The following is a 20,017-nucleotide window of genomic DNA, read 5'->3' on the forward strand; positions in this document are numbered from 1 at the left end:
TCGGTCGACGACCCCGAACGCCGCTCACAGCGCCCGGACGTCCTCGGTCGTCGCCGCGCGGTCTTCCGGCAGGCGGTCGATGCAGTCGTAACAGAGGAAGAACTCGCCGCCGTCTTCGAGTTCGAGCGTGATGCCCTGCGTCGACTCGGTCGAAAACGACCAGAAGTCGCCGATGCCGCCGCCGATGCGAACGGGCTGACCGCAGCCGTCGCACGGTTCTTTCGTCACGGGTCGAGGAAGGGCGTCGACGGGTAAGAGCGCTCGGTCGTCGGGACGGGGCGACGACGCCCCCGTTGCACTCCGTCCGGTCGACCGACACGTCACTCGCGCGCGCCGGACAGTCGTTCCCGTCCACGCCGACTTTCTTGGCCGGCCGCCGACAATCGGTCCCCATGAAAGTGAACTGCGAGGGCTGCGCCGGGTGCTGCGTGGACTGGCGCCCCGTCTCGTCGAAGCCCTCCGACCACGAGCGTCGCGGCCCGCGGCGACCGCTCGACGACGTGTACAACCTCGTCCCCCTCACGCGCGACGAGGTGGCCGCGTTCGTCCGCGGCAGGTTCGGGGACGCGCTGGTCCCGCGGATGTGGATCGCGGGCGAGGGGGAGAGCGACGAGGACGAGAGCGGGAGCGCCGAAGGCGAGTCCGACCCCGGCGTCGAGATAGACGGCGTCAGGGTGGCCGCCATCGGGGACCGGCCGGCGTTCTTCGTCGGCCTCCGGAAGTCGCCGAAGCCCGTCTCGCCGTTCGGCGTCGACCGGACGTGGCTGGACGCCTGCGCCTTCCTGGACCCCGAGACGCTGCAGTGTCGCATCCACGGCGGCGACCTGTACCCCGACGAGTGCCGCGAGTACCCCGGCCACAACCTCGCGCTCGGAAAACAGACGGAGTGCGAACGGGTCGAAGAGAACTTCGGCGACGACAGACTGCTGGACCGCGAGGCGCCGGACGTGAGCGGCCTCCTCCTCGGTCCGCAGGCCGTCGGGTCGAAGGTGTTCGCCCACCCCGACCCCGGACGCCTCGACGGCGTCGTCGAGCGGATGCGGGCGGGCGAACTGACCGACGAGGACCGCGCGTCGTTCGTCGGCGCCGCGGTCGGGTCGCGGCCGGGGTTCGTCGAGGTGGACGAGGCGCGCGCCGCGGACGCCCGCGAGGCGGTGCTCGACGCGGACTCGTGGGTCGGCCGCGCGGCCGAGGAGTGGGCCGAACGCGCCGGGTCGGTCAGCGAGGACGCCGACGACGCGCCGAGCGGCGAGGCGGTCGAAGTCGCCCGCGGCGCCCCGGAGACGCCGGGATGGGACGCCGTCGAGTGACGCGGGTCGAAGCGACGGCCGGCGGTCCCGGCGGGGTCGGAGACCGGCCGCGCGGGACGAACCGTTAACAGGGTCGCGTCCCTTCGAAGCTCCATGCGAGTTCTCGTGACCGGCGCGACCGGGTTCGTCGGCAGTCGTCTCGTCCCCGTGCTCCGGGAGGCCGGCCACGACGTGTCCGTCCTCGTCCGCGACGCCGAGTCGAGCGACCTGCCCGAGGGCGTCGGCGTCGTCGAGGGGGACCTGCTCGAACCGCGGAGCTACCGCGTCGTCGAAGGCGAGTCGGACGGCGAGTCGGAAGAGGAACCGGGCAACCGGACGCTCGCGGACGTGCTCTCGGCGCTGGACATCGAGGCCGCCTACTACCTCGTCCACTCGATGCAGTCCGGCGAGGACTTCGAGGAACGGGACCGGCGGGCCGCGCGGAACTTCGAGCGGGCGGCGTCGAAGGCGGGGGTCGGACGCGTCGTCTACCTCGGCGGCCTCGGCGAGGACCAAGACCGCCTGTCGCCGCACCTGAAGTCGCGCCGGGAGGTCGAACTCATCCTCGGGCAGGGCGACTTCGACCTGACGACGCTGCGGGCGGCCATCGTCATCGGCGACGGCAGCGCGAGTTTCGAGGTGATACGGCAACTCGCGGGTCGCCTGCCGGTGATGGTGACGCCGCGGTGGGTCGACACGGAGTGTCAGCCCATCTGCGTCGACGACGTGGTGGCGTACCTCGTCGGCGTCCTCGACGCGCCGGCGACGGCCGGCCGAACGTTCGAAATCGGCGGCCCCGACGTGCTGACCTACGGCGAGGTGCTGAGGCGCGTCGGCGGCCACCTCGGCCGGCGGACGAAACTGTTCTCCGTGCCGGTGCTGACGCCGCGACTCTCCTCGTACTGGGTCGGCTTCGTCACCGACGTGCCGCCCTCCGTGGCCAGACCGCTGATAGACGGGCTGAAGAACCCCGTCGTCGTCCGCGACGACAGCATCAAGGAGTACGTCGAGGTGTCGCTGACGCCGTTCGACGAGGCCGTCGAACGCGCCCTCGGCGAGGCGGAGGGGTCGGTGAGCGAGCGGACGGTCCCGGCGGAGGACGACGGGAACGGCGCCGGCGGCGAGACGGACGAGGGCACCGACGCCGGCGACGGACCGAGGGCGGACGCGGCGGGGGGGACCGACCTCGAATCGAGCGCGAACCCGACGGACCGCTGAATGTCGCGCGCACCGCGCGACGTGCGGGTGTCGCGGACGCAGTTCGGGGAGACGTGGGTGTACGAGAGCATCGTCGGCGCCCTCCCCGGTATCGACCTGACCGACGGGGAGGCCATCGCCCTCCAACTGGGACTGTTCGAGGTGTTCGTCGTCTTCTTCGCGTGGGCGTACGACCTCTGGCAGGCCGTCGTACCGGGGACCATCGCCGTCGGCGTCGCCGCCGTCGGCAGCGTCGTGATGCTCCGGATGGGCCGGACGACGCGGGAGACGAACCTCCCCGACGCGTACACGCGCCTGCTGTTCGGGTCGAGCATCGAAGTCGTCCTCGGCGTCCTCGCGTTCGTCGCCCTCGTCACGCACCTGTTCGTCTACGACCCGTTGCAGGGACAGACGACGCTTTTGGAGTCGGTGTTCGGGCGCCAACCGCCCGTCGTCGTCGTCTACCTCACGCTGCTGGTTCTCTGGGACCTCTGCTACCGAATCGGCACCTCGTGGTGGGCGGCCATCGTCTCGGTGTGGGGGTCGTGGCGCTACACCGTCGACCCCGCGACGGCGCGGACGCTCCGCATCGCGGACGGGTGGAACGTCGTGTTCGGCGTCGCGCAGGTGGCGCTGGTGCCGTTCATCCTCGACCAACCGGTGATGCTCCTGGCCGTCGGCGGTCACGTCGTCGCGGTCACCGTCGTCTCGACGGTGGCGGCGGTGACCCTCGACGTGGACGAGAACTCCTAGTTCCGGACGCCTACGTCGACCGCTCCTGCATCTCGCGGAACTGGTCGAGGAGGTCCTCCGCGGAGTCGCCCGCGTCGTAGGTCATCTCCCCGCGGTACACCCGCCGGTCGTCGTCGAAGTCGGCGTCGACCGACCCGTTCTTCCGCTCTCGGCGCTCGTGCTCGTCGTCGTCGTAGGCACCCATCGACATGATACAGTGTAACGTGTGAGTCAGTGCCACATATAACTAACGGGGAACGACACGACCGACGCGGAACGGCTATACGGGTGCCCCAAGAAGCCACGTACGTGGCACGTCCCCTGCGATTTCGCTACGCGCCGGGACGGTGGGACGAGGCCCGCGTCCGGCGACAGTTATACGACGACCTCGATTCGAACCTCGGAGCGGCGATGAAGTCGCCGTGGTTCAAACCGCCGAACGGTTTCGAAGCCGTGCGGTTCGAGATGGACAACGGCGACGTCGCCCTGTTCTGCTGGGACGGCGAAGACGCCTACTGGATGGGCAACACGGAGACGCCCGAGGCCCTCTGGCGGACGGACAAGAAGGGCTTCGAGGAGGTTCCGCACGAGGTGAAGCGATGGGTGACGCGCGAACTGACCGCGCAACTGCACGAGGAGTCGCCGTGGCTGAAACCGTACCCGCACCTCTCGTGGTTCTTCCTCCCGGTCTTCCTCTCGAAGGACGGCCGGGAGACGACCCGGTCGTTCTTCGACGACCACGCCGCCGGGTTCCCCGACGCCACCCGCGACGAAGCGCTCGGATTCTACGAGGAGTTCCTCGCGACGGGCGTCCTCGACGACTACCGCGAGGTGATGGCGGGGAAACTCGGCACCTCCGAGTACCTCGACCTGACGCGGATGACCGCCTCCATGGGCGAGTTCAACGCCGGGAAGTTCCTCGTCGACATGGGGTACGACATCGTCCCGGAGATAGACGTCACCACGGGTCACGCCATCGACTACCGCGCGACGAAGGGCGGCGAGGGAACGCTCGTCGAGGTGACGCGACCGCTCCCGACGAGCAAGCGAAGCGCGGGAACGCCGGTGGCCGCCGTCCGCGACACCGCCGAGACGAAGTCCGGCGGGCAGTTGCAGGAGCACGGCGGCGGCGTCGTCCTGTTCGTCGACTGCTCGTCGTTCCCGGACGACGAGTGGCGCGCGGTGCGCGACGAGAAACCGGAGGTCCACCACCGACCGGCGGTGGTGTTCCGGGTTCGGCCCGACGGTAGATTCGACGGCTACACCAAGGGACGCGTTCCCCTCGACGTGCCGTTCTGAGGTCGCTGTTCTGATTTTAGAAGGAGACCTGTTCGGGACCGTCCTCGCCGAACGTGGAAACGTCGCGGTCGCTGTAGTAGCGGCGACCGACGGCCTCGTGTCCGAGGGCGGAGAGGAGGGCGTGGCGGGCGTCGTCCGGGCAGGTGTACGTCTCGGACCCGGCGCGAGCGAACACGTCTCCGACCTGTTCGCTGCCGTTGGGGTGGTCGATGGTCTGGTCGCCGTAGGCCTCGATGAGTTCTTCGGTGGTCGCGGGGTACTCGTGGGCGTCGATCAGGTCGCCGGTGCGGTTCAGGCGCATTACACCCAGTCGTAATCGAGCACCGTCTATAATGGTTTTCCATTATCGTGATTGTACACATTAATCTGTATTATGGGCATTGTACCACATATTAGGAAACGGTCGGAAGCGTTTTCGGAGGTCGCCGCCGACCCACGGCCGTGATTCGAGCGCGGAACGGCGACGGCGGCGAGGGCGACGGCGAGACGCCCGCGGCGGACCTCCACCTCCACACGACGGCGTCCGACGGGGTGCTGACGGTCCCGGAGGTGCCGGCGGCCGCGGCCGCGGGGGGCGTCGACGTCGTCGCGGTGACGGACCACGACCGGATTCACCCGGACCTCGATGCGCCCGTCACCGAACGCGACGGGGTGACGCTGATACGCGGCGTCGAACTCCGCGTCGAGGCGTCCGACCAGCGGGTGGACCTCCTCGGGTACGGCGTCCGCGACACGCCCGGCATCCGCGAGATGACGGAGCGAATCCAGCGCGACCGGAAGGAACGCGGACGGAAGATAGTCGAACGCGTCGAGTCGCGCCTCGGCGTGAGCCTCGACGTCGAACTCCGCGAGGGCGTCGGGCGCCCGAACATCGCGCGCGCAGTCGAGGAGAGCGACGCGCCGTACGACTACGCGGGCGCCTTCGAACATCTCATCGGAAACGACGGCCCCTGCTACGTCGAGCGATACGTCCCGACGTTCGAGGCGGGGGTGGGGGCCCTCCGGGACGCCTGCGCGGTGGTCGGACTCGCCCACCCGTTCCGCTATCCGGACCCCGAGTCGGCGCTCGAACGCGCCGCCGAACTGGACGCCGTCGAGCGGTTCTATCCCTACGGCGGCGCGGCCGCCGACCGGGAGGACGCGGGCCTCGTCGAACGCCTCGCCGCCGAGCACGACTTGCTCCTCACGGGCGGGAGCGACGCGCACGACGAGACTCTCGGGGTCGCCGGCCCGCCGCGGGACGCCTTCGAGGCGTTCGCCGCGCGCGTTCCCAGCGTCTGACGCAGGCTCTCGTCCTCGATAACCGGGAGCGTAGAGTTAAATCGGGTGAGGAACGAAGGGGAAGTATGAAGTGCCACTACTGCGACCGAAAAGCCGCGTACGCCGCCGAGAAAGACGGGATCAAGGTGGGCCTCTGCGAACGGCACTTCCGAGAGCGCGTCGAGGAACTCGCCGACTCCGACGAACTCGCCGCCCTGCGGGAGCAGATCGATATCGATCGAACGGAGTGAGCCTCGGGCGAACTGTTTTCTGTCGATATCGGGGAGACATCGACCGAGCGAAGTGAACGAATCCGGGCCACTCTCGGCCGGCGTCGCCGGAAGCGACACCGCCGAACGGAGTGAGTCTCGACGGCCGACTCTCGGACGAGGAGCGCGGCGGCGGGGTCGCCCGCTTACAGCAGCGTATCGAAGTACAGGTAGAGACTAGCGAGGATGACCTCGAACGACAGCGTTCCGACCGCCGAGAGGGCGACGAACTTCCGGTCGTCCATCTCGGCGAACCCGGCGGGGACGGTGAGCATCCCGCGCGTGAACAGCAGCGAGTTGCTCACGGGGACGACGACCGGACCCCAGCGGTCGAACCAGCCGTCGAAGCGGTCGAGTTTCGACTCGCTGATCTTGAACCAGCGCTTCTGGAGGAGGTACTCGCGCCCGCCGCGTTGGGCGACTTTGAACAACGCGTACTGGCCGATGGTCGCCCCGAGGACGGCCACGCCGATGACCGGGACGGCGGCGTCGGTGCCGAGGAGGACGAGGGCCGCCGGGACGACGAGTTCGCTCGGCATGAAGTACATCAGCATCGCCCCCTCCAGCACGAACACGCCGAAGAGGACGACGTAGGCCCACTCGGAGTTCAACAGCGCCTTCAGTTCCGCGGGCATCTGCGCCACTTGGAGGGCCTGCATTGGGAGGGTCTACCCCCGAGCGATTGATACCAGTTTCGTTCCGTCCGAAAGTAGCCTCGTTGACCCGTCACAGGTCTGACCGGCGGGACGCGGCGACCGCCGCGGGGCGTCCCCGTCGCCGGGAGCGATGCGGTTTTTCCGCCGCGGTTCGAAGGCCGAGTATGAACCTCACCGACCGGCCGCGACGTCTCCGGGCCGACGGCATCCGGTCGCTCGTCAGCGAGACGGACCTCTCGGCCTCCGACCTCATCGCCCCCGTCTTCGTCGACGCGACGACCGAGGAGCGAGTGCCCATCGAGACGATGCCGGGGCACGAACGCGTCCCCGTCTCCGAGGCCGTCGAACGCGTCGAGGAGGTGCTCGAAACCGGCGTCGAGGCGGTGATGCTGTTCGGCATCCCCGAATCGAAGGACGAACGCGGGACGCGGGCGTGGGCCGAGGACGGGGTCGTCCAGGAGGCGACGCGTCGGGTGACGGAGGCGACGGACGCCTACGTCGTCACCGACGTCTGCCTCTGCGAGTACACGAGTCACGGGCACTGTGGGGTCTTAGAGGAGAACGCCGAGACGGACCCGACGCTGACGGTGAAGAACGACGAGACGCTGGACCTGCTCTCGAAGACGGCCGTCTCGCACGCCGAGGCGGGCGCCGACATGGTCGCGCCGAGTTCGATGACCGACGGGATGGTCGGCGCCATCCGCGAGGGACTCGACGGCGCCGGGTACGACGGCGTGCCCATCATGTCCTACGCGGCGAAGTACGAGAGCGCCTTCTACGGGCCGTTCCGCGACGCCGCCGACGGCGCCCCGGCGTTCGGCGACCGGCGACACTACCAGATGGACCCCGCGAACGCCCGCGAGGCGATGCGCGAGGTGGCCGCCGACGTCGAACAGGGAGCGGACGTGCTGATGGTGAAACCCGCCCTCGCCTACCTCGACATCGTGCGCGCGGTGCGCGAGGAGTTCGACCACCCCGTCGCCGCCTACAACGTCTCCGGGGAATACGCGATGCTCCACGCCGCCGCGGACAAGGGCTGGTTGGACCTCGAAGAGTCGGCCGCCGAGTCGCTCCTGGCGATGAAGCGCGCCGGCGCCGACCTGATTCTCACCTACTTCGCCGAGGACGTGGCGGCCTCGCTCTGAACCGGGCGCCGCCCGCAAGAGCTATGAGCCGAGCGCGCGCGAACGGAACCCCGCGCTCCGGCAGTTATTGCGTGAACGTTCGTCCAGGTAGTTTCCCATAATTGCCGTCGAATCGGACGCTAAACGTCCTTATATGCATTAGATTGTACGGTAAACTCGTCATCCGTCGAATAAGGAACCCGGTAAATGGACACATAGGACGCATACACTTATGTACTACATTGTCCTGACGTTCTCGCGTGAACTCGAACACGAACGGAGTGATTTACCGCGGAATCGTTGACGATTGTCCATCGTCGGGGGCGGACGTATGAGTTTCCCCTTACAGGCCGACGCCACGGCGATCGCCTCCGGCGTCAACACCGTCTGGGTGCTGGTCGTGACGTTCCTCATCTTCTTCATGCAACCGGGCTTCGCCCTCCTTGAGGCGGGGCAGGTCCGCGCGAAGAACGTGGGGAACGTTCTGATGAAGAACATGAACGACTGGATACTCGGCACGCTGACGTACTTCGTCGTCGGTGCGGCCGTGGCGACGATAATCGGCGGGCTCACCTCGTCGGGAACGTTCGACGTCGCGAGCGCGTTCGCGTACATCAACAGCCCCGGCGACTGGGTCGGCTGGCTGTTCGGAGCCGTCTTCGCCATGACCGCCGCGACCATCGTCTCCGGCGCCGTGGCGGAGCGCATGGAGTTCCGCGCGTACGTGCTGTTCACCATCGTGATGACGGCGATAATCTACCCCGTCGTCGTCGGCTTCACGTGGAGCGGCGGGCTCCTCTCGTCCGGCGGGTTCCTCGGAAGCGCGCTGGGCGCCGGCTACCTCGACTTCGCGGGCGCGACGGTCGTCCACATGTGCGGTGGGGTGGCGGGTCTCGTCGCGGCGAAGATGGTGGGGGCGCGGAAGGGTCGCTACGACAGTAACGGCGAGAGCCAGCCCATCCCGGGCCACTCGATGCTGCTCGCCGTTCTCGGGACGTTCATCCTCGCGTTCGGCTGGTACGGCTTCAACGTCGGCACGCAGGCGACCATCCTCGCCGTCGGCGACGACGGGAGCCTGACGTTCATGGGCGAGGCGCTCGGCCGCGTCGCCCTCGTCACCACCCTCGGCATGAGCGCCGGCGGCGCCACGGCGATGGTGATGTCCTCGTACTACCAGGGTAAGCCCGACCCGCTCTGGACCGCGAACGGGCTGCTGGCGGGGCTCGTGGCCGTTACCGGTGCGGTCCCCCACGTCACGTGGTGGGGCGGCGCCATCCTCGGCGGCCTCGGCGGCTTCCTCGTCCTGCCCGCGTTCCGCTACACCGTCGACACGCTGAAAGTCGACGACGTCTGCGGCGTCTTCGCGGTGCACGGCGTCGCCGGCGCGGTGGGCACGGCGCTCATCCCCGTCTTCGCCGTCGGCGGCTTCGCGGTGAATCAACTCGTCCTGCAGGTGCTCGGCGTCGTCGTCATCGCGGCGTGGACCGCGCTCGCCTCGGGCGCCGTTCTCTACGCCATCAAACTGACCGTCGGACTGCGCGTCACGGAGGGCGAGGAGGCCGAGGGGCTGGACCTCGGCGAACACGGCGTCTCGGTGTACCCCGAGTTCGTCGCGGAGGGCGAGAGCCCGATGGCCGACGGGGGCTCCTCCGCGCGGACCGACGGCGGCGAGAGCGTCTCGGGCGGTGAGGAGCGATGAGCGCGAACGACGGAGAGATCAAGATGGTGGTGGCGGTCATCCGACCCGACAAACTCGCGGACGTCAAGCGCGGGCTGGCGGAGGTCGGTGCGCCGTCGCTGACGGTGACGAACGTCTCCGGTCGCGGCTCTCAGCCCGCGAAGAAGGGTCAGTGGCGCGGCGAGGAGTACACGGTCGACCTCCACCAGAAGGTGAAAGTGGAGTGCGTCGTCGCCGACATCCCGGCCGACGACGTCGTCGAGGCCATCCGGGACGCCGCCCACACGGGCGAACCCGGCGACGGGAAGGTGTTCGTCATGCCCGTCGACAGCGCCGTCCAGGTCCGGACCGGCAAGGACGGACTGGACGCGGTGTGACGGAGGCGCGCGCCGCGTGCGCCGCGGCGCCGTCCGGCCGACCGACCGATTCTCGTAGATTTTCTTACAAAACGTTCGTTCGATAATCTGGCAACAGTTGCCGAAAATGCGCGTAGCATACGACCTTATACAGCTATTATCCGATTGGAGAGCGGACGAACGTCGAGAATTGTACCCCAAAATAGACGTTTGTCAACGATTACCCTTATACCTGCGCAACCGGATAGCATCTCCCACGCTTCGCGTCACGAACTAACGCGAATCAGACTACCGATGAACGAACGTCCAAGCTTACCCGGAGCACCACCGAGCGGAGGTATCGTCACGTGACACCACTGCAGTCCGACCTCGCGACAGTCGTCGAGGGGGTGAACATGGTGTGGGTCCTCACCGTCACCTTCCTCATCTTCTTCATGCACGCCGGCTTCGCCATGCTGGAGGCGGGGCAGGTCCGCTCGAAGAACGTGGCCAACCAGTTGACGAAGAACCTCCTGACGTGGTCCGTCGGGGTGACGGTCTACTTCCTCCTCGGGGCCGCCCTCTCCACCATCGTCGGGGGCGTTACCGGGGGCGGCGGCGCCGACGTCCTCGGCGCGTTCACCGACCTCTACATGCCCGCGGAGGGCGCGGCGGGGGCGTGGGTGAACTGGCTCTTCGGGGCCGTGTTCGCCATGACCGCCGCGACCATCGTCTCCGGCGCCGTCGCCGGCCGCGCGAAACTCCGCGCGTACATCACCTACACGATTCTGCTCGCCGGGGTCATCTACCCCGTCGTCGTCGGCTTCACCTGGGCCGGCGGCTTCCTCGCGAACCTCGGCTTCCACGACTTCGCCGGCGGCGTCATCGTCCACGCGATGGGCGGTATCGCCGGTCTCACGGCCGCGTGGATTATCGGCCCGCGGATGGACCGCTACAACGACGACGGCTCCGTGAACGTCATCCCCGGCCACTCGATGACGTTCGCCGTCCTCGGAACGCTCATCCTCGCGTTCGGCTGGTACGGCTTCAACGTCGGCACCGCCGCCTCGCCGCTGGCGTACTCCGAGGCCGACGGCGTCACGCTGGGGTCGTTCGCCATCGTCGGCCGCGTCGCCCTCGTCACCACCCTCGGCATGGCCGCGGGCGCCATCGGCGCGGGCGGCCTCTCGATGATCAAGACCGGGAAGGTCGACACGCTGTACGTCGCCAACGGCGTCCTCGCCGGCCTCGTCGCCATCACGTCCATCGCGGACGCCATCGTCTGGCCGGGCGCCATCGCCGTCGGCCTCGTCGGCGGCGCGCAACTGCCCATCGTCTTCGAGTTCATCGAGAAGCGGCTGAAGATAGACGACGTCTGCGCCGTCTTCCCGGTGCACGGCTCCGCGGGCGTCCTCGGGGCGCTGTTGTACCCCGTCTTCGCCACCGACCTCTGGGCCGGGAACGCCGGCTTCGTCGAACTGCTCGTCCCGCAGGTGGTCGGCGTCGCCGTCATCGCGGCGTGGACGTTCGCGGCCACCGCCGCCGTCTTCGGCGCGTTCCGCGCCGCGGGCGAGACGCGCGTCAGCCGCGAGCACGAACTCGAAGGGCTCGACTCCTCGGAACACGGCGTCGACACCTACCCCGAGTTCGGCGGCCCCGACGAGGCCGTCCGCGTGGACGGCGGCGTCCGGATGGACGGAGGAAGTTACGGTGTGGAAAATACTACCACGGATGACGGAGACAGCTGACCCATGAGCGAAGAACTGCCGAACGACGGAGAGATCAAGATGGTGACCGCTATCGTCCGACCGGACAAGCTCTCGGACGTGAAACGCTCGCTGGCGGAGGCCGGCGCGCCGTCGCTGACGGTGACGAACGTCTCCGGCCGCGGCTCTCAGCCCGCGAAGAAGGGGCAGTGGCGCGGCGAGGAGTACACGGTCGACCTTCACCAGAAAGTCAAGATAGAGTGCGTCGTCGCCGACATCCCGGCCGACGACGTCGTCGAGGCCATCGCGGACGGGGCGCACACGGGCGAACCCGGCGACGGGAAGGTGTTCGTCACCCCCGTCGACAGCGCCGTGCAGATTCGGACCGGAAAGACCGGCCGCGACGCGGTGTAGCGGCGGCGACCCGCTTTTCTCTCGAGGGCTTCGCGCTCGCGCGTCGGACCGGAGACGAAAAGAGCCAAGCGGTCCAACGGCCCGACGGAGAACGTGGACCTCACGCCGGTCACCGCGGTCGGACTCGTCGTCGCACTCGTCGGCTTCGAGTCGCTACACCGACTGCGCGAGCGGTTCGGGTGGACCGGCGGCACGCTCTCGGACCACGTCTGGAAGTGGGTCGTGCCCGCGATTATCCTCCTCGTCGTCGCCGCCGAGGGGAAGACGCCGGCCTCCATCGGGTGGCACGTCGAGTCGGTGCCCGTCCTCGTCTGGCAGGTCGGCGTCGGCCTCGCGGCGATGCTCGGGACGAACCTCCTCCTCGCGCCCCTCTGGGCCCGCGTCGGCGACGGCGGCGAGAGCCTCGCGGAGGGAATCGGTTCGTTCGCGGCGCTGTCGGTGCCCGAGCGCCTGTTCGTCGCGGCGACGGCGGGCGTCACGGAGGAGATTCCGTACCACGGCTACGCCGTCGAGCGACTCGCCGCCCTGACCGGGAGCGTCCCGTTCGCGGGCGTCGTCGCCTTCGTCGCCTTCACCCTCGGACACCTCGGCGACACGTGGGACCGGCAGGCCGTCCTCCGCATCGCCCAACCGGCGCTGGTGACGACGCTCCTCTACCTCTGGTTCCGGTCGCTGCCGGTTCTCATCGCCGTCCACGCGCTGAACGACGCCATCGGACTGCTCGTCGCGGACCGCTACGCGCCCGACCCCGACGAAGAGGACGAGGAGACGCCGGCGGTCGTTCGATGGTTGGAGTGACGGGTCGAGAACCGACGTCGCGCCCCCGCGGTCGACTCCCGAACCCAGTACTTCTTTTTCAGTACCGTCCGAACGCTCGCCCATGAACCACGACGAGTCCCGTTCGCTGTACGACCGGGCGCTGTCGGTCATGCCGGGTGGCGTGAACTCCTCGGTGCGGGCGACGCGACCCTACCCCTTCTTCGTCGAACGCGGCGACGGCGCGCACGTCGTCGACGCCGACGGCAACCGCTATCTCGACTACGCGATGGGCTACGGCCCCCTGCTGTACGGCCACGACATGCCGGAGCCAGTTCGTTCAGCCGTCCAGTCGCACGCCTCGGAGGGGCCAATGTACGGCGCACCGACCGAGATAGAGGTCGAACACGCCGAGTTCGTCGCGCGACACGTCCCCTCCGTCGAGATGATACGCTTCGTCAACTCGGGCACCGAGGCCACCGTCTCGGCCGTCCGCCTCGCCCGCGGTTACACCGGCCGCGACAAGATAGTCGTCATGCAGGGCGGCTACCACGGCGCGCAGGAGTCGACGCTCGTCGAGGGCGAACCGGGCGACGTCCACCCGAGCACCAGCGGCATCCCCGAGGCGTTCGCCGAGCACACGATTCCGGTGCCGTTCAACGACTTCGAGACGATGAACCGGGTGTTCGAAGAACACGGCGAGGACATCGCCGCCGTCCTCACCGAACCCATCCTCGGCAACAACGGCATCGTCCTGCCCGTCGACGGCTACCTCGAACACCTGCGGGACGTGACCGAAGAGCACGACTCGCTCCTGATATTCGACGAGGTCATCACCGGGTTCCGCGTCGGCGGCCTCCAGTGCGCGCAGGGGAAGTACGGCGTCACGCCCGACGTGACCACGTTCGGGAAGATAATCGGCGGCGGGTTCCCCGTCGGCGCCATCGGCGGAAAATCGGAGATACTCGAGCAGTTCTCGCCCGCCGGCCCCGTCTTCCAGTCGGGGACGTTCTCGGGCCACCCGGTGACGATGGCCGCGGGCTACGAGTACCTGAAGTTCGCCGCCGAGAACGACGTGTACGAGCACGTGAACCGCCTCGGAGAGAAGCTTCGACGGGGAATCACGGACATCGTCGAGGACCAAGCGCCCGCGTACACCGTCGTCGGGACGGATTCGATGTTCAAGACGGTGTTCACGCGCGAGGCGCCGTCGGACCTCTCCGACGCCTGCGAGGCCGGGTGCGAACAGCGTCCCGACTGCCCGCGCTACGACCACTGCCCGAAGGACGCCTCGGACATTCAAAGCGCCGAGACGGAGCGCTGGGAGCGCATCTTCTGGCAGGAGATGAAAGACCGGGGCATCTTCCTCACCGCGAACCAGTTCGAGTCGCAGTTCGTCTCCTACGCGCACACCGACGAGGATATCGAGGAGACGTTGGAGGCGTACAAGGAGGCGCTCTAGAGAGGGACCCGCCGAGCGGTCAGGCGGCGCTCCGGCGCCGCGAGGCGAGCGTCGCGTTGAGAACGACGCCGACGAAGAGGAGCATCGCCCCGGAGTAGACGCTCGTGAGGACGATGATGATGCCGCTGATGGCGCCGAAGACGGCGTACTGGTCGGCGTTGACCGAGTAGAGATGCACGACGCCGAGCAGCGCCGCCCACCCCGCGGCGGCGAGAACCGCCCCCGGAAGCGCCGCGCGGAGCGAGGTGACGAGTCGGGAGGGCACGTAGTAGAGGGGAAGGAACACGACGGTCAGGACGGTGAACAGACCGACGCCCACGACGGCCGACGGCGGCAGAAACGTCGAGAAGAAGGCGCTGGCGAAGACGATGGACACCACCGCCAGCCCCAGCGACCCGACGATGCAGACGGCGTCGCGGAGGAGGGCCAAGAACGACCCGCCGTCGGTCCCCTCCGCGCGCTCGACGACCGAACGGAAGCCGAGCGTGAGGTGCGTTCCGCTCCACAGGAGGACGACGCCGGACAGCACGATGGCCCCGGTCCGCCCGGTCTGGTCGGCCGTCGCCTCGTACACCAACTGCCGCGTGCTCGGGGTGAGATACGACGGGGTCGCCGTCCGAATCGCCTCGGCGGCCGGTTGGCTCAGCACCGCCAGCACCAACACGAGGAGGGGGAACAGCGAGATGAACCCGTAGTACGCCAGCGACGCCGCCGGGTACTCGACCTCGTGTTCGCGGACGCCTCTGGCGACGGCGAGCACGACGCGAAACGCCTCGGCGAGGCGCGACATACAGACGGCTACGGAGCGAGCGTAGAAATGTCTGTTCGCATCGTCTCGTCAGCGCGTCGAAGGTTTCCCGCCGCCTCGGCCGTCGAACGGTCCGTTCCGCGCCGCACCCGGGAGCGTTTTTGTGTCGCGGGCGCCTCGTTCCGGTATGGACGGCCCCCCCTCCGCGCGGAACCGAAATCGAAACCGGAACGCCGGCGCGGGCGCCGCCGGGAGCCGCGACTACGACGACCCGATAGGCGACCTGCTGCCGTACGCGTCGGTCGACTCGAACTGGTGGTACTGGATCGCCGCGCCCGTCCTCCTGTTCGTCCTCTCGCTCGGGGGCGGCGCGCTGTTGTTCGTCGGCTTCCTGCTCGATATCTTTCTCACGGGCGGTCTGCTGGCGATCAGTCTGATGGTCCCCTTCGCCGGTCTCGTCGCCCTCGTCGGCCTCGTCCTCTCGGTGATGTTCCCCGTCGCCGTCTACGTGGACGCGCGGGCGCTCTCGGACGCGCCGGAGTCGACGTGGTCGCCCGACCCCGTGCTGTACGGGTTGGTCGCTCTCGCGGGCGTCGTCGTGACGGCGTTCACCGTGAGCGTCCCGTTCGGCATCTACTACCTCTACCGGCGGCACGAGGCCGTCGGCACGCCCTGAGCGGGGAGTCGTCCCGTTCGGCCGGTCCGGTGACGGCTTCTCGGGGACGAGGGTGTCTCGCGCCCGCGAGCGCGAACTGGTGGGCTTTTCACTCGTCAGCGTCCACGTCCGAGTAACTATGAAACGCGGGACGCTCCGACTGGCGACGCGAGGGTCAGACCTCGCGCTCCGGCAGGCGGCGAGTGTGCGCGACGCCCTCGCCGACCGCCGGTTCGACGTTGAACTCGTGGAGGTGGACACGCGCGGCGACCGGATACGCGACGAACTCATCCACCGACTCGGCAAGACCGGCGCGTTCGTCCGCGCCCTCGACGAGGAGGTGCTCGACGGGGAGTTGGACGCCGCCGTCCACTCGATGAAGGACATGCCGACCGAACAGCCCTCGGACCTCGTCGTCGCCGGCGTCCCCGAACGCGCCGCGGCGGGCGACCTGCTCCTCACGACCGACGGGACGGAATTGGAGGACCTCCCTCCGGAATCGGTCGTCGGCACCTCTTCGCTCCGGCGGAAGGCGCAGATTCTCGCCGCGCGGCCCGATCTGGAGGTCGAACCCCTGCGCGGCAACGTCGACACCCGCGTCGAGAAACTGCTCGCGCCGACGCTCCAACGGGAACACGAGGCCCGCGTCGACGACGACAGGGAGAAGAAGGGCAACGCCGCCGAGGCGAAGGCGTCGGGCGAGGAGTACGAGACGGAGTTCGACCGCTCCATCGACGAGTGGTTCAACGGCTTAGACGAGATAGAGCGCCGGGCGCTGGAACGCGACGTGGAGACGGAGTACGACGCAATCGTCCTCGCGGAGGCCGGCCTCCAGCGGTCGGGGCTGCTCCACCGCGTCGACTACCAGCGCCTCCCGCCGAGCGAGTTCGTCCCCTCGCCCGGACAGGGCGCCATCGCCGTCACCGCCCGCCGCGACCACGAGAGCCTCGACCGGATGCGCGACGCCCTCGACGACCCGCGGACGCGCGTGACGACCACCGTAGAGCGAACGGTGCTCGCGGAACTCGGCGGCGGATGCATCGCGCCCATCGGCGTCCACGCGAAACTCCAAGGGGAGTACGTCCACGTCACCGCGCGCGTCCTCTCGGAGGACGGCGAGGAGGAGGTGAAAGCGAACCGGGACCTGCCGGTGCGGGACCACGCGAACGCGGCCGCGGAGTTCGCCGCCGACCTCGCCGACCGCGGGGCGGACGACCTCATCGCCGCGGCGCGCGAGGAGGCCGACGCCGACGAAGTGGGCGGCGGCGCGCGCGAGGAGACGGACGACGACCGCAGCGAACTCGACGACGTCGAACCCGAGCACGACGAGGCCTGAGATGGTCGGGAAGGTGTACCTCGTCGGCAGCGGTCCGGGCGACCCGGACCTCCTGACGGTGAAGGCGAAGCGACTGCTCGAAACCGCAGACGTGGTGCTGCACGACAAGCTTCCCGGCCCGGAGATTCTCGGCGCGATTCCCGAGGGGAAGCGCGAGGACGTCGGCAAGCGCGCGGGCGGGGAGTGGACGCCGCAGGAGTACACGAACCGCCGGATGGTCGAACTCGCCCGCGAGGGGAAGACCGTCGTGCGCCTGAAGGGCGGCGACCCGTTCGTGTTCGGCCGCGGCGGCGAGGAGATGGAGCACTTAGCGTCGGAGGAAATCCCCTTCGAGGTGGTGCCCGGCATCACCTCGGCCATCGCCGGCCCCGGAACCGCGGGCATCCCGGTCACCCACCGCGAGCACGCCTCCTCCGTCTCGTTCGTCACGGGTCACGAGGACCCGACGAAAGAGGAGTCCGCGATAGACTGGAACGCCCTCGCCGCCACCGGGGGGACCATCGTCGTCCTGATGGGCGTCGGCGGCCTGCCCGACTACACGGAGGCCCTCCTCGACGCCGGGATGAGCCCCGAGACGCCCGTCGCCCTCGTCGAACGCGCGACGCGACCCGAGATGCGGGTCGCGACCGGCACGTTGGGGAACATCGTCTCGGTGCGCGACGAGTCGGAGATAGAACCCCCCGCCATCACGGTCATCGGCGACGTGGCCGGGACGCGCGAGAGAGTGGTCGAGTTCCTGGGGAACCGAACGGGCGACTCTGACGCAGACGGGAACGACACCCTCGCTGACGGCGACGAGGGCGCCGAACCGGAGGAGGACGAGTGAGCCGGAGCCGACAGGTCCGCGTGGCCGTCTTCCGCCCGGACGACGACCGGATGCGCGACGCCGTGGAACTGCTCGACTCCCTCGGCGCGACGCCGGTGCCGGACCCGATGCTCGCCGTCGAACCGACGGGCGCGACGCCCGAGGAGGCGGAGTACGTCGTCCTGACGAGCAAGACGGGCGTGGAACTGCTCGCGGAGGCGGGATGGTCGCCCGGCGACGCGACGCTTGTCTGTATCGGCCCGTCGACGGCCGGGAGCGCCCGCGAGGCGGGCTGGACCGTCGATATCGTCCCCGAGGAGTACACCTCCGCGGGACTGGTCGAACGCCTTCGGGACGAGGTGGCGGGCGCGAGGGTGGAAGTCGCACGGAGCGACCACGGCAGCAGCGTGCTCCTCGACGGTCTGCGCGAGGCCGGCGCCGAGGTACACGAGACGGTGCTGTATCGACTCAGCGCGCCGGAGGGTGCCGGGCAGTCGACGGTGATGGCCGCCGGCGGCGAACTAGAAGGGGTTTGCTTCAGTTCTTCGCTGACCGTGGAGAACTTCCTCGCCGCGGCCGAAGCGCGGGGCGTGCGCGAGGAAGCCATCGAGGGTCTGAACGACGCCGTCGTGGGTGTCATCGGCCCGCCAACGCGCGAGACGGCCGAGTCGTACGGTATCGAGGTCGACGTGGTGCCCGAGAACGCGGACTTCGAGGAACTGGCGTGCGCCGTGGTGGAAGCGGCGGCGCCGACGTACCGCGAGTGACCCCGACGGCCGCCGCGACGACCCGGAGCGGATATCGGTGAGCGAGTCGACGGGGAGCGAGGGCGGGACGTGGCGGAGCGTCGCCGTCGTCGCCGGGTGGCAGACGGCCGCCAGCCTCTGTTACTACAGCATCTTCGCCGCGACGGGGTTCGTCCGGGAGACGTTCGGCGTCTCGGAGTCGCGGGTGGGGCTGTTTCTCACCGCCGCGCTCCTCGGCTACACGGTGTCGCTGTTTCCCAGCGGCGCCGCCGTCGACGGCTACGGCGAGAAGCGCGTGATGACGGCCGGTCTGCTCGCACTGGGCGTCGCCTCCGTCGGCGTGACGCTGGCGCCGACGTACGCGCTGTTGCTCCTCGCGGGCGCGCTGTTGGGCGCCGCGTACTCGACGGCGATGCCGGGGACGAACCGCGGCATCGTCGCCGGCGCACCGCGGGGGCGAGCGAACCTCGCCATGGGACTGAAACAGGTCGGCGTCACCGCCGGGAGCGGCGTCTCCTCGCTTCTCATCACCGGTATCGCGGCGATAGCGGCGTGGCAGGTGGGATTCTGGGCCGTCGCCGTCCTCGCGGGCGTCTACGCCGTCGGCTTCGGCGTCGTCTACCGGGGGAAGGCGGGGACGGGCGAGGTGACGTGGCCCGAGATGGGCGGACTCGCATCGAATCGGGCGTACGTGGCGCTGGTCGCCGCGGGGTTCTTCCTCGGGGCGTCCATCTTCTCGATGCTCGGCTACACCGTCCTCTACGTGCAGGACGTGGTGGGCACCGGCGCCGCCGTCGCGGGCGCGGTGCTCGCGGCGACGCAGGTGACGGGCAGCGTCGGCCGCATCGGCGCGGGGACGCTCGCGGACCGACTCGGCGGCGCGCGCGGCGCCGCCACCGTCGCCCTCGCGCAACTCGTCGGCGGGGCGGCGCTGTTCGCCGTCCTCGTGAACGGCGGCGACTCACTCCTCGTCACCGCGGCGGTGTTCGTCGGCCTCGGCGTCACCATCCACGGGTCGACGGGCGTGTTCTACTCCTGTCTGAGCGACGTCGTCGACGCCGACGACATCGGCGCGGCGACGGCGGGCGGGCAGACGGGGCTGAACACCGGCGGACTGCTCGCGCCGCCCGCCTTCGGCCTCATCGTCGAGTCGGCGTGGGGGTACGACGCCGCGTGGGCGTTCGTCACCGCACTGGCCGTCACGGGCGCCGCCCTCCTGTTCGTCGTCAGGCGGCGGGTGTGAGGCTTCGAGCGGAGTTTTGTCTTCCGCCGTCGACTACGACCGAGCGATGCCCTCCCTCCGCGACCGATACCGACGCCTCGACGCGCTGGTTCGAGGGTTCTCGCGCGCGAGGTACGCGGCGGCGATGGGTCTGGCTGGAGCGGTCGCCTACGTCGTTGTCTCCTCGTTTTTCGGCGGCGTCGATCCGGTCGTAGCCGGATGGATGTGGGTCGTCGGCGCGTTCGTCACCTACTACGCGGAACCGAACCGGCAGAACGCGACCGGATAGCCCGAGACGCAGGTTTAAACCCGAGAGCGCGCAAGCCGA

General features: G+C 69.1%; 24 protein-coding genes. 19 read left to right on the forward strand and 5 right to left on the reverse strand.

Going from position 1 to position 20,017, the window contains the following annotated elements:
* Positions 1–24: 24 nt before the first annotated feature.
* Entirely contained in the window at positions 25–228 is a 204-nt protein-coding gene (locus NDI79_RS17590; protein WP_310929959.1) for a DUF7561 family protein, read from the reverse strand.
* 164 nt (positions 229–392) lie between these two features.
* On the opposite strand from NDI79_RS17590, the gene NDI79_RS17595 reads away from it, so the two are divergent.
* The 3 genes from NDI79_RS17595 to NDI79_RS17605 all read left to right on the forward strand — a co-directional run bounded on the left by NDI79_RS17595 (position 393) and on the right by NDI79_RS17605 (position 3,239).
* Positions 393–1,310, forward strand: coding sequence for a YkgJ family cysteine cluster protein (locus NDI79_RS17595; protein ID WP_310929960.1), 918 nt, complete (start codon positions 393–395; stop codon positions 1,308–1,310).
* A gap of 93 nt (positions 1,311–1,403) precedes the next feature.
* Positions 1,404–2,507 carry an NAD(P)H-binding protein gene (locus tag NDI79_RS17600; protein ID WP_310929961.1) on the forward strand — a complete coding sequence of 368 codons (1,104 nt, stop codon included), beginning with the start codon at positions 1,404–1,406 and terminating at the stop codon, positions 2,505–2,507.
* Entirely contained in the window at positions 2,508–3,239 is a 732-nt protein-coding gene (locus NDI79_RS17605) for a DUF7530 family protein (protein WP_310929962.1), read from the forward strand.
* A 10-nt stretch (positions 3,240–3,249) separates the two neighbouring features.
* Here the strand turns inward: NDI79_RS17605 and NDI79_RS17610 are convergent, their stop codons facing one another.
* Positions 3,250–3,429 carry a DUF5786 family protein gene (locus tag NDI79_RS17610; protein ID WP_425499627.1) on the reverse strand — a complete coding sequence of 60 codons (180 nt, stop codon included), beginning with the start codon at positions 3,427–3,429 and terminating at the stop codon, positions 3,250–3,252.
* A 98-nt stretch (positions 3,430–3,527) separates the two neighbouring features.
* On the opposite strand from NDI79_RS17610, the gene NDI79_RS17615 reads away from it, so the two are divergent.
* Positions 3,528–4,517, forward strand: coding sequence for a DUF5784 family protein (locus tag NDI79_RS17615; protein ID WP_310929964.1), 990 nt, complete (start codon positions 3,528–3,530; stop codon positions 4,515–4,517).
* A 16-nt stretch (positions 4,518–4,533) separates the two neighbouring features.
* Here the strand turns inward: NDI79_RS17615 and NDI79_RS17620 are convergent, their stop codons facing one another.
* Positions 4,534–4,818, reverse strand: a complete 285-nt coding sequence (locus NDI79_RS17620; protein ID WP_310922114.1) for a DUF5789 family protein — start codon at positions 4,816–4,818, stop codon at positions 4,534–4,536.
* A gap of 140 nt (positions 4,819–4,958) precedes the next feature.
* Between NDI79_RS17620 and NDI79_RS17625 the strand changes: the two genes are divergently transcribed.
* Both NDI79_RS17625 and NDI79_RS17630 read left to right on the forward strand, forming a co-directional pair.
* A complete protein-coding gene (locus NDI79_RS17625; RefSeq protein WP_310929965.1) occupies positions 4,959–5,798 on the forward strand; it encodes a PHP domain-containing protein in 840 nt (279 codons plus the stop codon).
* Positions 5,799–5,863: 65 nt separating this feature from the next.
* The gene (locus NDI79_RS17630; RefSeq protein ID WP_008386554.1) at positions 5,864–6,028 is read left to right on the forward strand and encodes a DUF6757 family protein; all 165 of its coding nucleotides are present in this window, start codon (positions 5,864–5,866) and stop codon (positions 6,026–6,028) included.
* 164 nt (positions 6,029–6,192) lie between these two features.
* On the opposite strand, the gene NDI79_RS17635 is transcribed toward NDI79_RS17630, so the two are convergent.
* Positions 6,193–6,705, reverse strand: coding sequence for a DedA family protein (locus NDI79_RS17635; RefSeq protein ID WP_310929967.1), 513 nt, complete (start codon positions 6,703–6,705; stop codon positions 6,193–6,195).
* Positions 6,706–6,866: 161 nt separating this feature from the next.
* On the opposite strand from NDI79_RS17635, the gene hemB reads away from it, so the two are divergent.
* The 7 genes from hemB to hemL all read left to right on the forward strand — a co-directional run bounded on the left by hemB (position 6,867) and on the right by hemL (position 14,177).
* The gene (gene hemB, locus NDI79_RS17640; RefSeq protein WP_310929968.1) at positions 6,867–7,847 is read left to right on the forward strand and encodes a porphobilinogen synthase; all 981 of its coding nucleotides are present in this window, start codon (positions 6,867–6,869) and stop codon (positions 7,845–7,847) included.
* Between the two features lie 310 nt (positions 7,848–8,157).
* Positions 8,158–9,525, forward strand: coding sequence for an ammonium transporter (locus NDI79_RS17645; RefSeq protein WP_310929969.1), 1,368 nt, complete (start codon positions 8,158–8,160; stop codon positions 9,523–9,525).
* Positions 9,522–9,881, forward strand: coding sequence for a nitrogen regulatory protein GlnK1 (gene glnK1, locus NDI79_RS17650; protein WP_310929970.1), 360 nt, complete (start codon positions 9,522–9,524; stop codon positions 9,879–9,881). The genes NDI79_RS17645 and glnK1 (NDI79_RS17650) overlap by 4 nt, the downstream gene beginning before the upstream one ends.
* Positions 9,882–10,255: 374 nt before the next feature.
* A complete protein-coding gene (locus NDI79_RS17655; RefSeq protein WP_310930216.1) occupies positions 10,256–11,587 on the forward strand; it encodes an ammonium transporter in 1,332 nt (443 codons plus the stop codon).
* A 3-nt stretch (positions 11,588–11,590) separates the two neighbouring features.
* Positions 11,591–11,959, forward strand: a complete 369-nt coding sequence (gene glnK1, locus NDI79_RS17660) for a nitrogen regulatory protein GlnK1 (protein WP_310929971.1) — start codon at positions 11,591–11,593, stop codon at positions 11,957–11,959.
* 93 nt (positions 11,960–12,052) lie between these two features.
* Positions 12,053–12,757 carry a CPBP family glutamic-type intramembrane protease gene (locus NDI79_RS17665; protein WP_310929972.1) on the forward strand — a complete coding sequence of 235 codons (705 nt, stop codon included), beginning with the start codon at positions 12,053–12,055 and terminating at the stop codon, positions 12,755–12,757.
* 82 nt (positions 12,758–12,839) lie between these two features.
* On the forward strand, positions 12,840–14,177 hold the full coding sequence (gene hemL, locus NDI79_RS17670) for a glutamate-1-semialdehyde 2,1-aminomutase (protein ID WP_310929973.1): 1,338 nt from the start codon (positions 12,840–12,842) through the stop codon (positions 14,175–14,177).
* 19 nt (positions 14,178–14,196) lie between these two features.
* Here hemL and NDI79_RS17675 read toward each other — a convergent pair whose 3' ends face one another.
* Positions 14,197–14,967 carry a YhjD/YihY/BrkB family envelope integrity protein gene (locus NDI79_RS17675; protein ID WP_310929974.1) on the reverse strand — a complete coding sequence of 257 codons (771 nt, stop codon included), beginning with the start codon at positions 14,965–14,967 and terminating at the stop codon, positions 14,197–14,199.
* Positions 14,968–15,112: 145 nt separating this feature from the next.
* Between NDI79_RS17675 and NDI79_RS17680 the strand changes: the two genes are divergently transcribed.
* From NDI79_RS17680 to NDI79_RS17705, 6 genes are all read left to right on the forward strand, one after another.
* Complete coding sequence (locus NDI79_RS17680) at positions 15,113–15,601, forward strand: hypothetical protein (protein WP_310929976.1); 489 nt, start codon at positions 15,113–15,115, stop codon at positions 15,599–15,601.
* A 118-nt stretch (positions 15,602–15,719) separates the two neighbouring features.
* Positions 15,720–16,916: a hydroxymethylbilane synthase gene (gene hemC, locus NDI79_RS17685; protein WP_310929977.1), complete on the forward strand. Its 1,197-nt coding sequence runs from the start codon at positions 15,720–15,722 to the stop codon at positions 16,914–16,916.
* Position 16,917: 1 nt separating this feature from the next.
* On the forward strand, positions 16,918–17,742 hold the full coding sequence (gene cobA / locus NDI79_RS17690) for a uroporphyrinogen-III C-methyltransferase (protein ID WP_310929978.1): 825 nt from the start codon (positions 16,918–16,920) through the stop codon (positions 17,740–17,742).
* Positions 17,739–18,488: a uroporphyrinogen-III synthase gene (locus tag NDI79_RS17695; RefSeq protein WP_310929979.1), complete on the forward strand. Its 750-nt coding sequence runs from the start codon at positions 17,739–17,741 to the stop codon at positions 18,486–18,488. Before cobA ends, NDI79_RS17695 begins: the two co-directional genes overlap by 4 nt.
* Positions 18,489–18,525: 37 nt before the next feature.
* Positions 18,526–19,710, forward strand: coding sequence for an MFS transporter (locus tag NDI79_RS17700; protein ID WP_310929980.1), 1,185 nt, complete (start codon positions 18,526–18,528; stop codon positions 19,708–19,710).
* 46 nt (positions 19,711–19,756) lie between these two features.
* The gene (locus NDI79_RS17705; RefSeq protein ID WP_310929981.1) at positions 19,757–19,978 is read left to right on the forward strand and encodes a hypothetical protein; all 222 of its coding nucleotides are present in this window, start codon (positions 19,757–19,759) and stop codon (positions 19,976–19,978) included.
* Positions 19,979–20,017: the final 39 nt, after the last annotated feature.

The sequence above is a fragment of the Halogeometricum sp. S3BR5-2 genome, from assembly GCF_031624635.1.
Taxonomy (GTDB): Archaea; Halobacteriota; Halobacteria; order Halobacteriales; family Haloferacaceae; genus Halogeometricum; species Halogeometricum luteum.

Bases quoted from the DNA above. Each gene is read 5' to 3' on its own strand.
- NDI79_RS17635 (WP_310929967.1), bottom strand. From the start codon at position 6,705: ATGCAGGCCCTCCAAGTGGCGCAGATGCCCGCGGAACTGAAGGCGCTG.
- NDI79_RS17645 (WP_310929969.1), top strand. From the start codon at position 8,158: ATGAGTTTCCCCTTACAGGCCGACGCCACGGCGATCGCCTCCGGCGTC.
- cobA (WP_310929978.1), top strand. From the start codon at position 16,918: ATGGTCGGGAAGGTGTACCTCGTCGGCAGCGGTCCGGGCGACCCGGAC.
- hemB (WP_310929968.1), top strand. From the start codon at position 6,867: ATGAACCTCACCGACCGGCCGCGACGTCTCCGGGCCGACGGCATCCGG.
- glnK1 (WP_310929971.1), top strand. From the start codon at position 11,591: ATGAGCGAAGAACTGCCGAACGACGGAGAGATCAAGATGGTGACCGCT.
- NDI79_RS17630 (WP_008386554.1), top strand. From the start codon at position 5,864: ATGAAGTGCCACTACTGCGACCGAAAAGCCGCGTACGCCGCCGAGAAA.
- NDI79_RS17675 (WP_310929974.1), bottom strand. From the start codon at position 14,967: ATGTCGCGCCTCGCCGAGGCGTTTCGCGTCGTGCTCGCCGTCGCCAGA.
- NDI79_RS17705 (WP_310929981.1), top strand. From the start codon at position 19,757: ATGCCCTCCCTCCGCGACCGATACCGACGCCTCGACGCGCTGGTTCGA.
- NDI79_RS17595 (WP_310929960.1), top strand. From the start codon at position 393: ATGAAAGTGAACTGCGAGGGCTGCGCCGGGTGCTGCGTGGACTGGCGC.
- hemC (WP_310929977.1), top strand. From the start codon at position 15,720: ATGAAACGCGGGACGCTCCGACTGGCGACGCGAGGGTCAGACCTCGCG.
- NDI79_RS17600 (WP_310929961.1), top strand. From the start codon at position 1,404: ATGCGAGTTCTCGTGACCGGCGCGACCGGGTTCGTCGGCAGTCGTCTC.
- NDI79_RS17620 (WP_310922114.1), bottom strand. From the start codon at position 4,818: ATGCGCCTGAACCGCACCGGCGACCTGATCGACGCCCACGAGTACCCC.
- hemL (WP_310929973.1), top strand. From the start codon at position 12,840: ATGAACCACGACGAGTCCCGTTCGCTGTACGACCGGGCGCTGTCGGTC.
- glnK1 (WP_310929970.1), top strand. From the start codon at position 9,522: ATGAGCGCGAACGACGGAGAGATCAAGATGGTGGTGGCGGTCATCCGA.
- NDI79_RS17605 (WP_310929962.1), top strand. From the start codon at position 2,508: ATGTCGCGCGCACCGCGCGACGTGCGGGTGTCGCGGACGCAGTTCGGG.
- NDI79_RS17655 (WP_310930216.1), top strand. From the start codon at position 10,256: ATGGTGTGGGTCCTCACCGTCACCTTCCTCATCTTCTTCATGCACGCC.
- NDI79_RS17680 (WP_310929976.1), top strand. From the start codon at position 15,113: ATGGACGGCCCCCCCTCCGCGCGGAACCGAAATCGAAACCGGAACGCC.
- NDI79_RS17610 (WP_425499627.1), bottom strand. From the start codon at position 3,429: ATGTCGATGGGTGCCTACGACGACGACGAGCACGAGCGCCGAGAGCGG.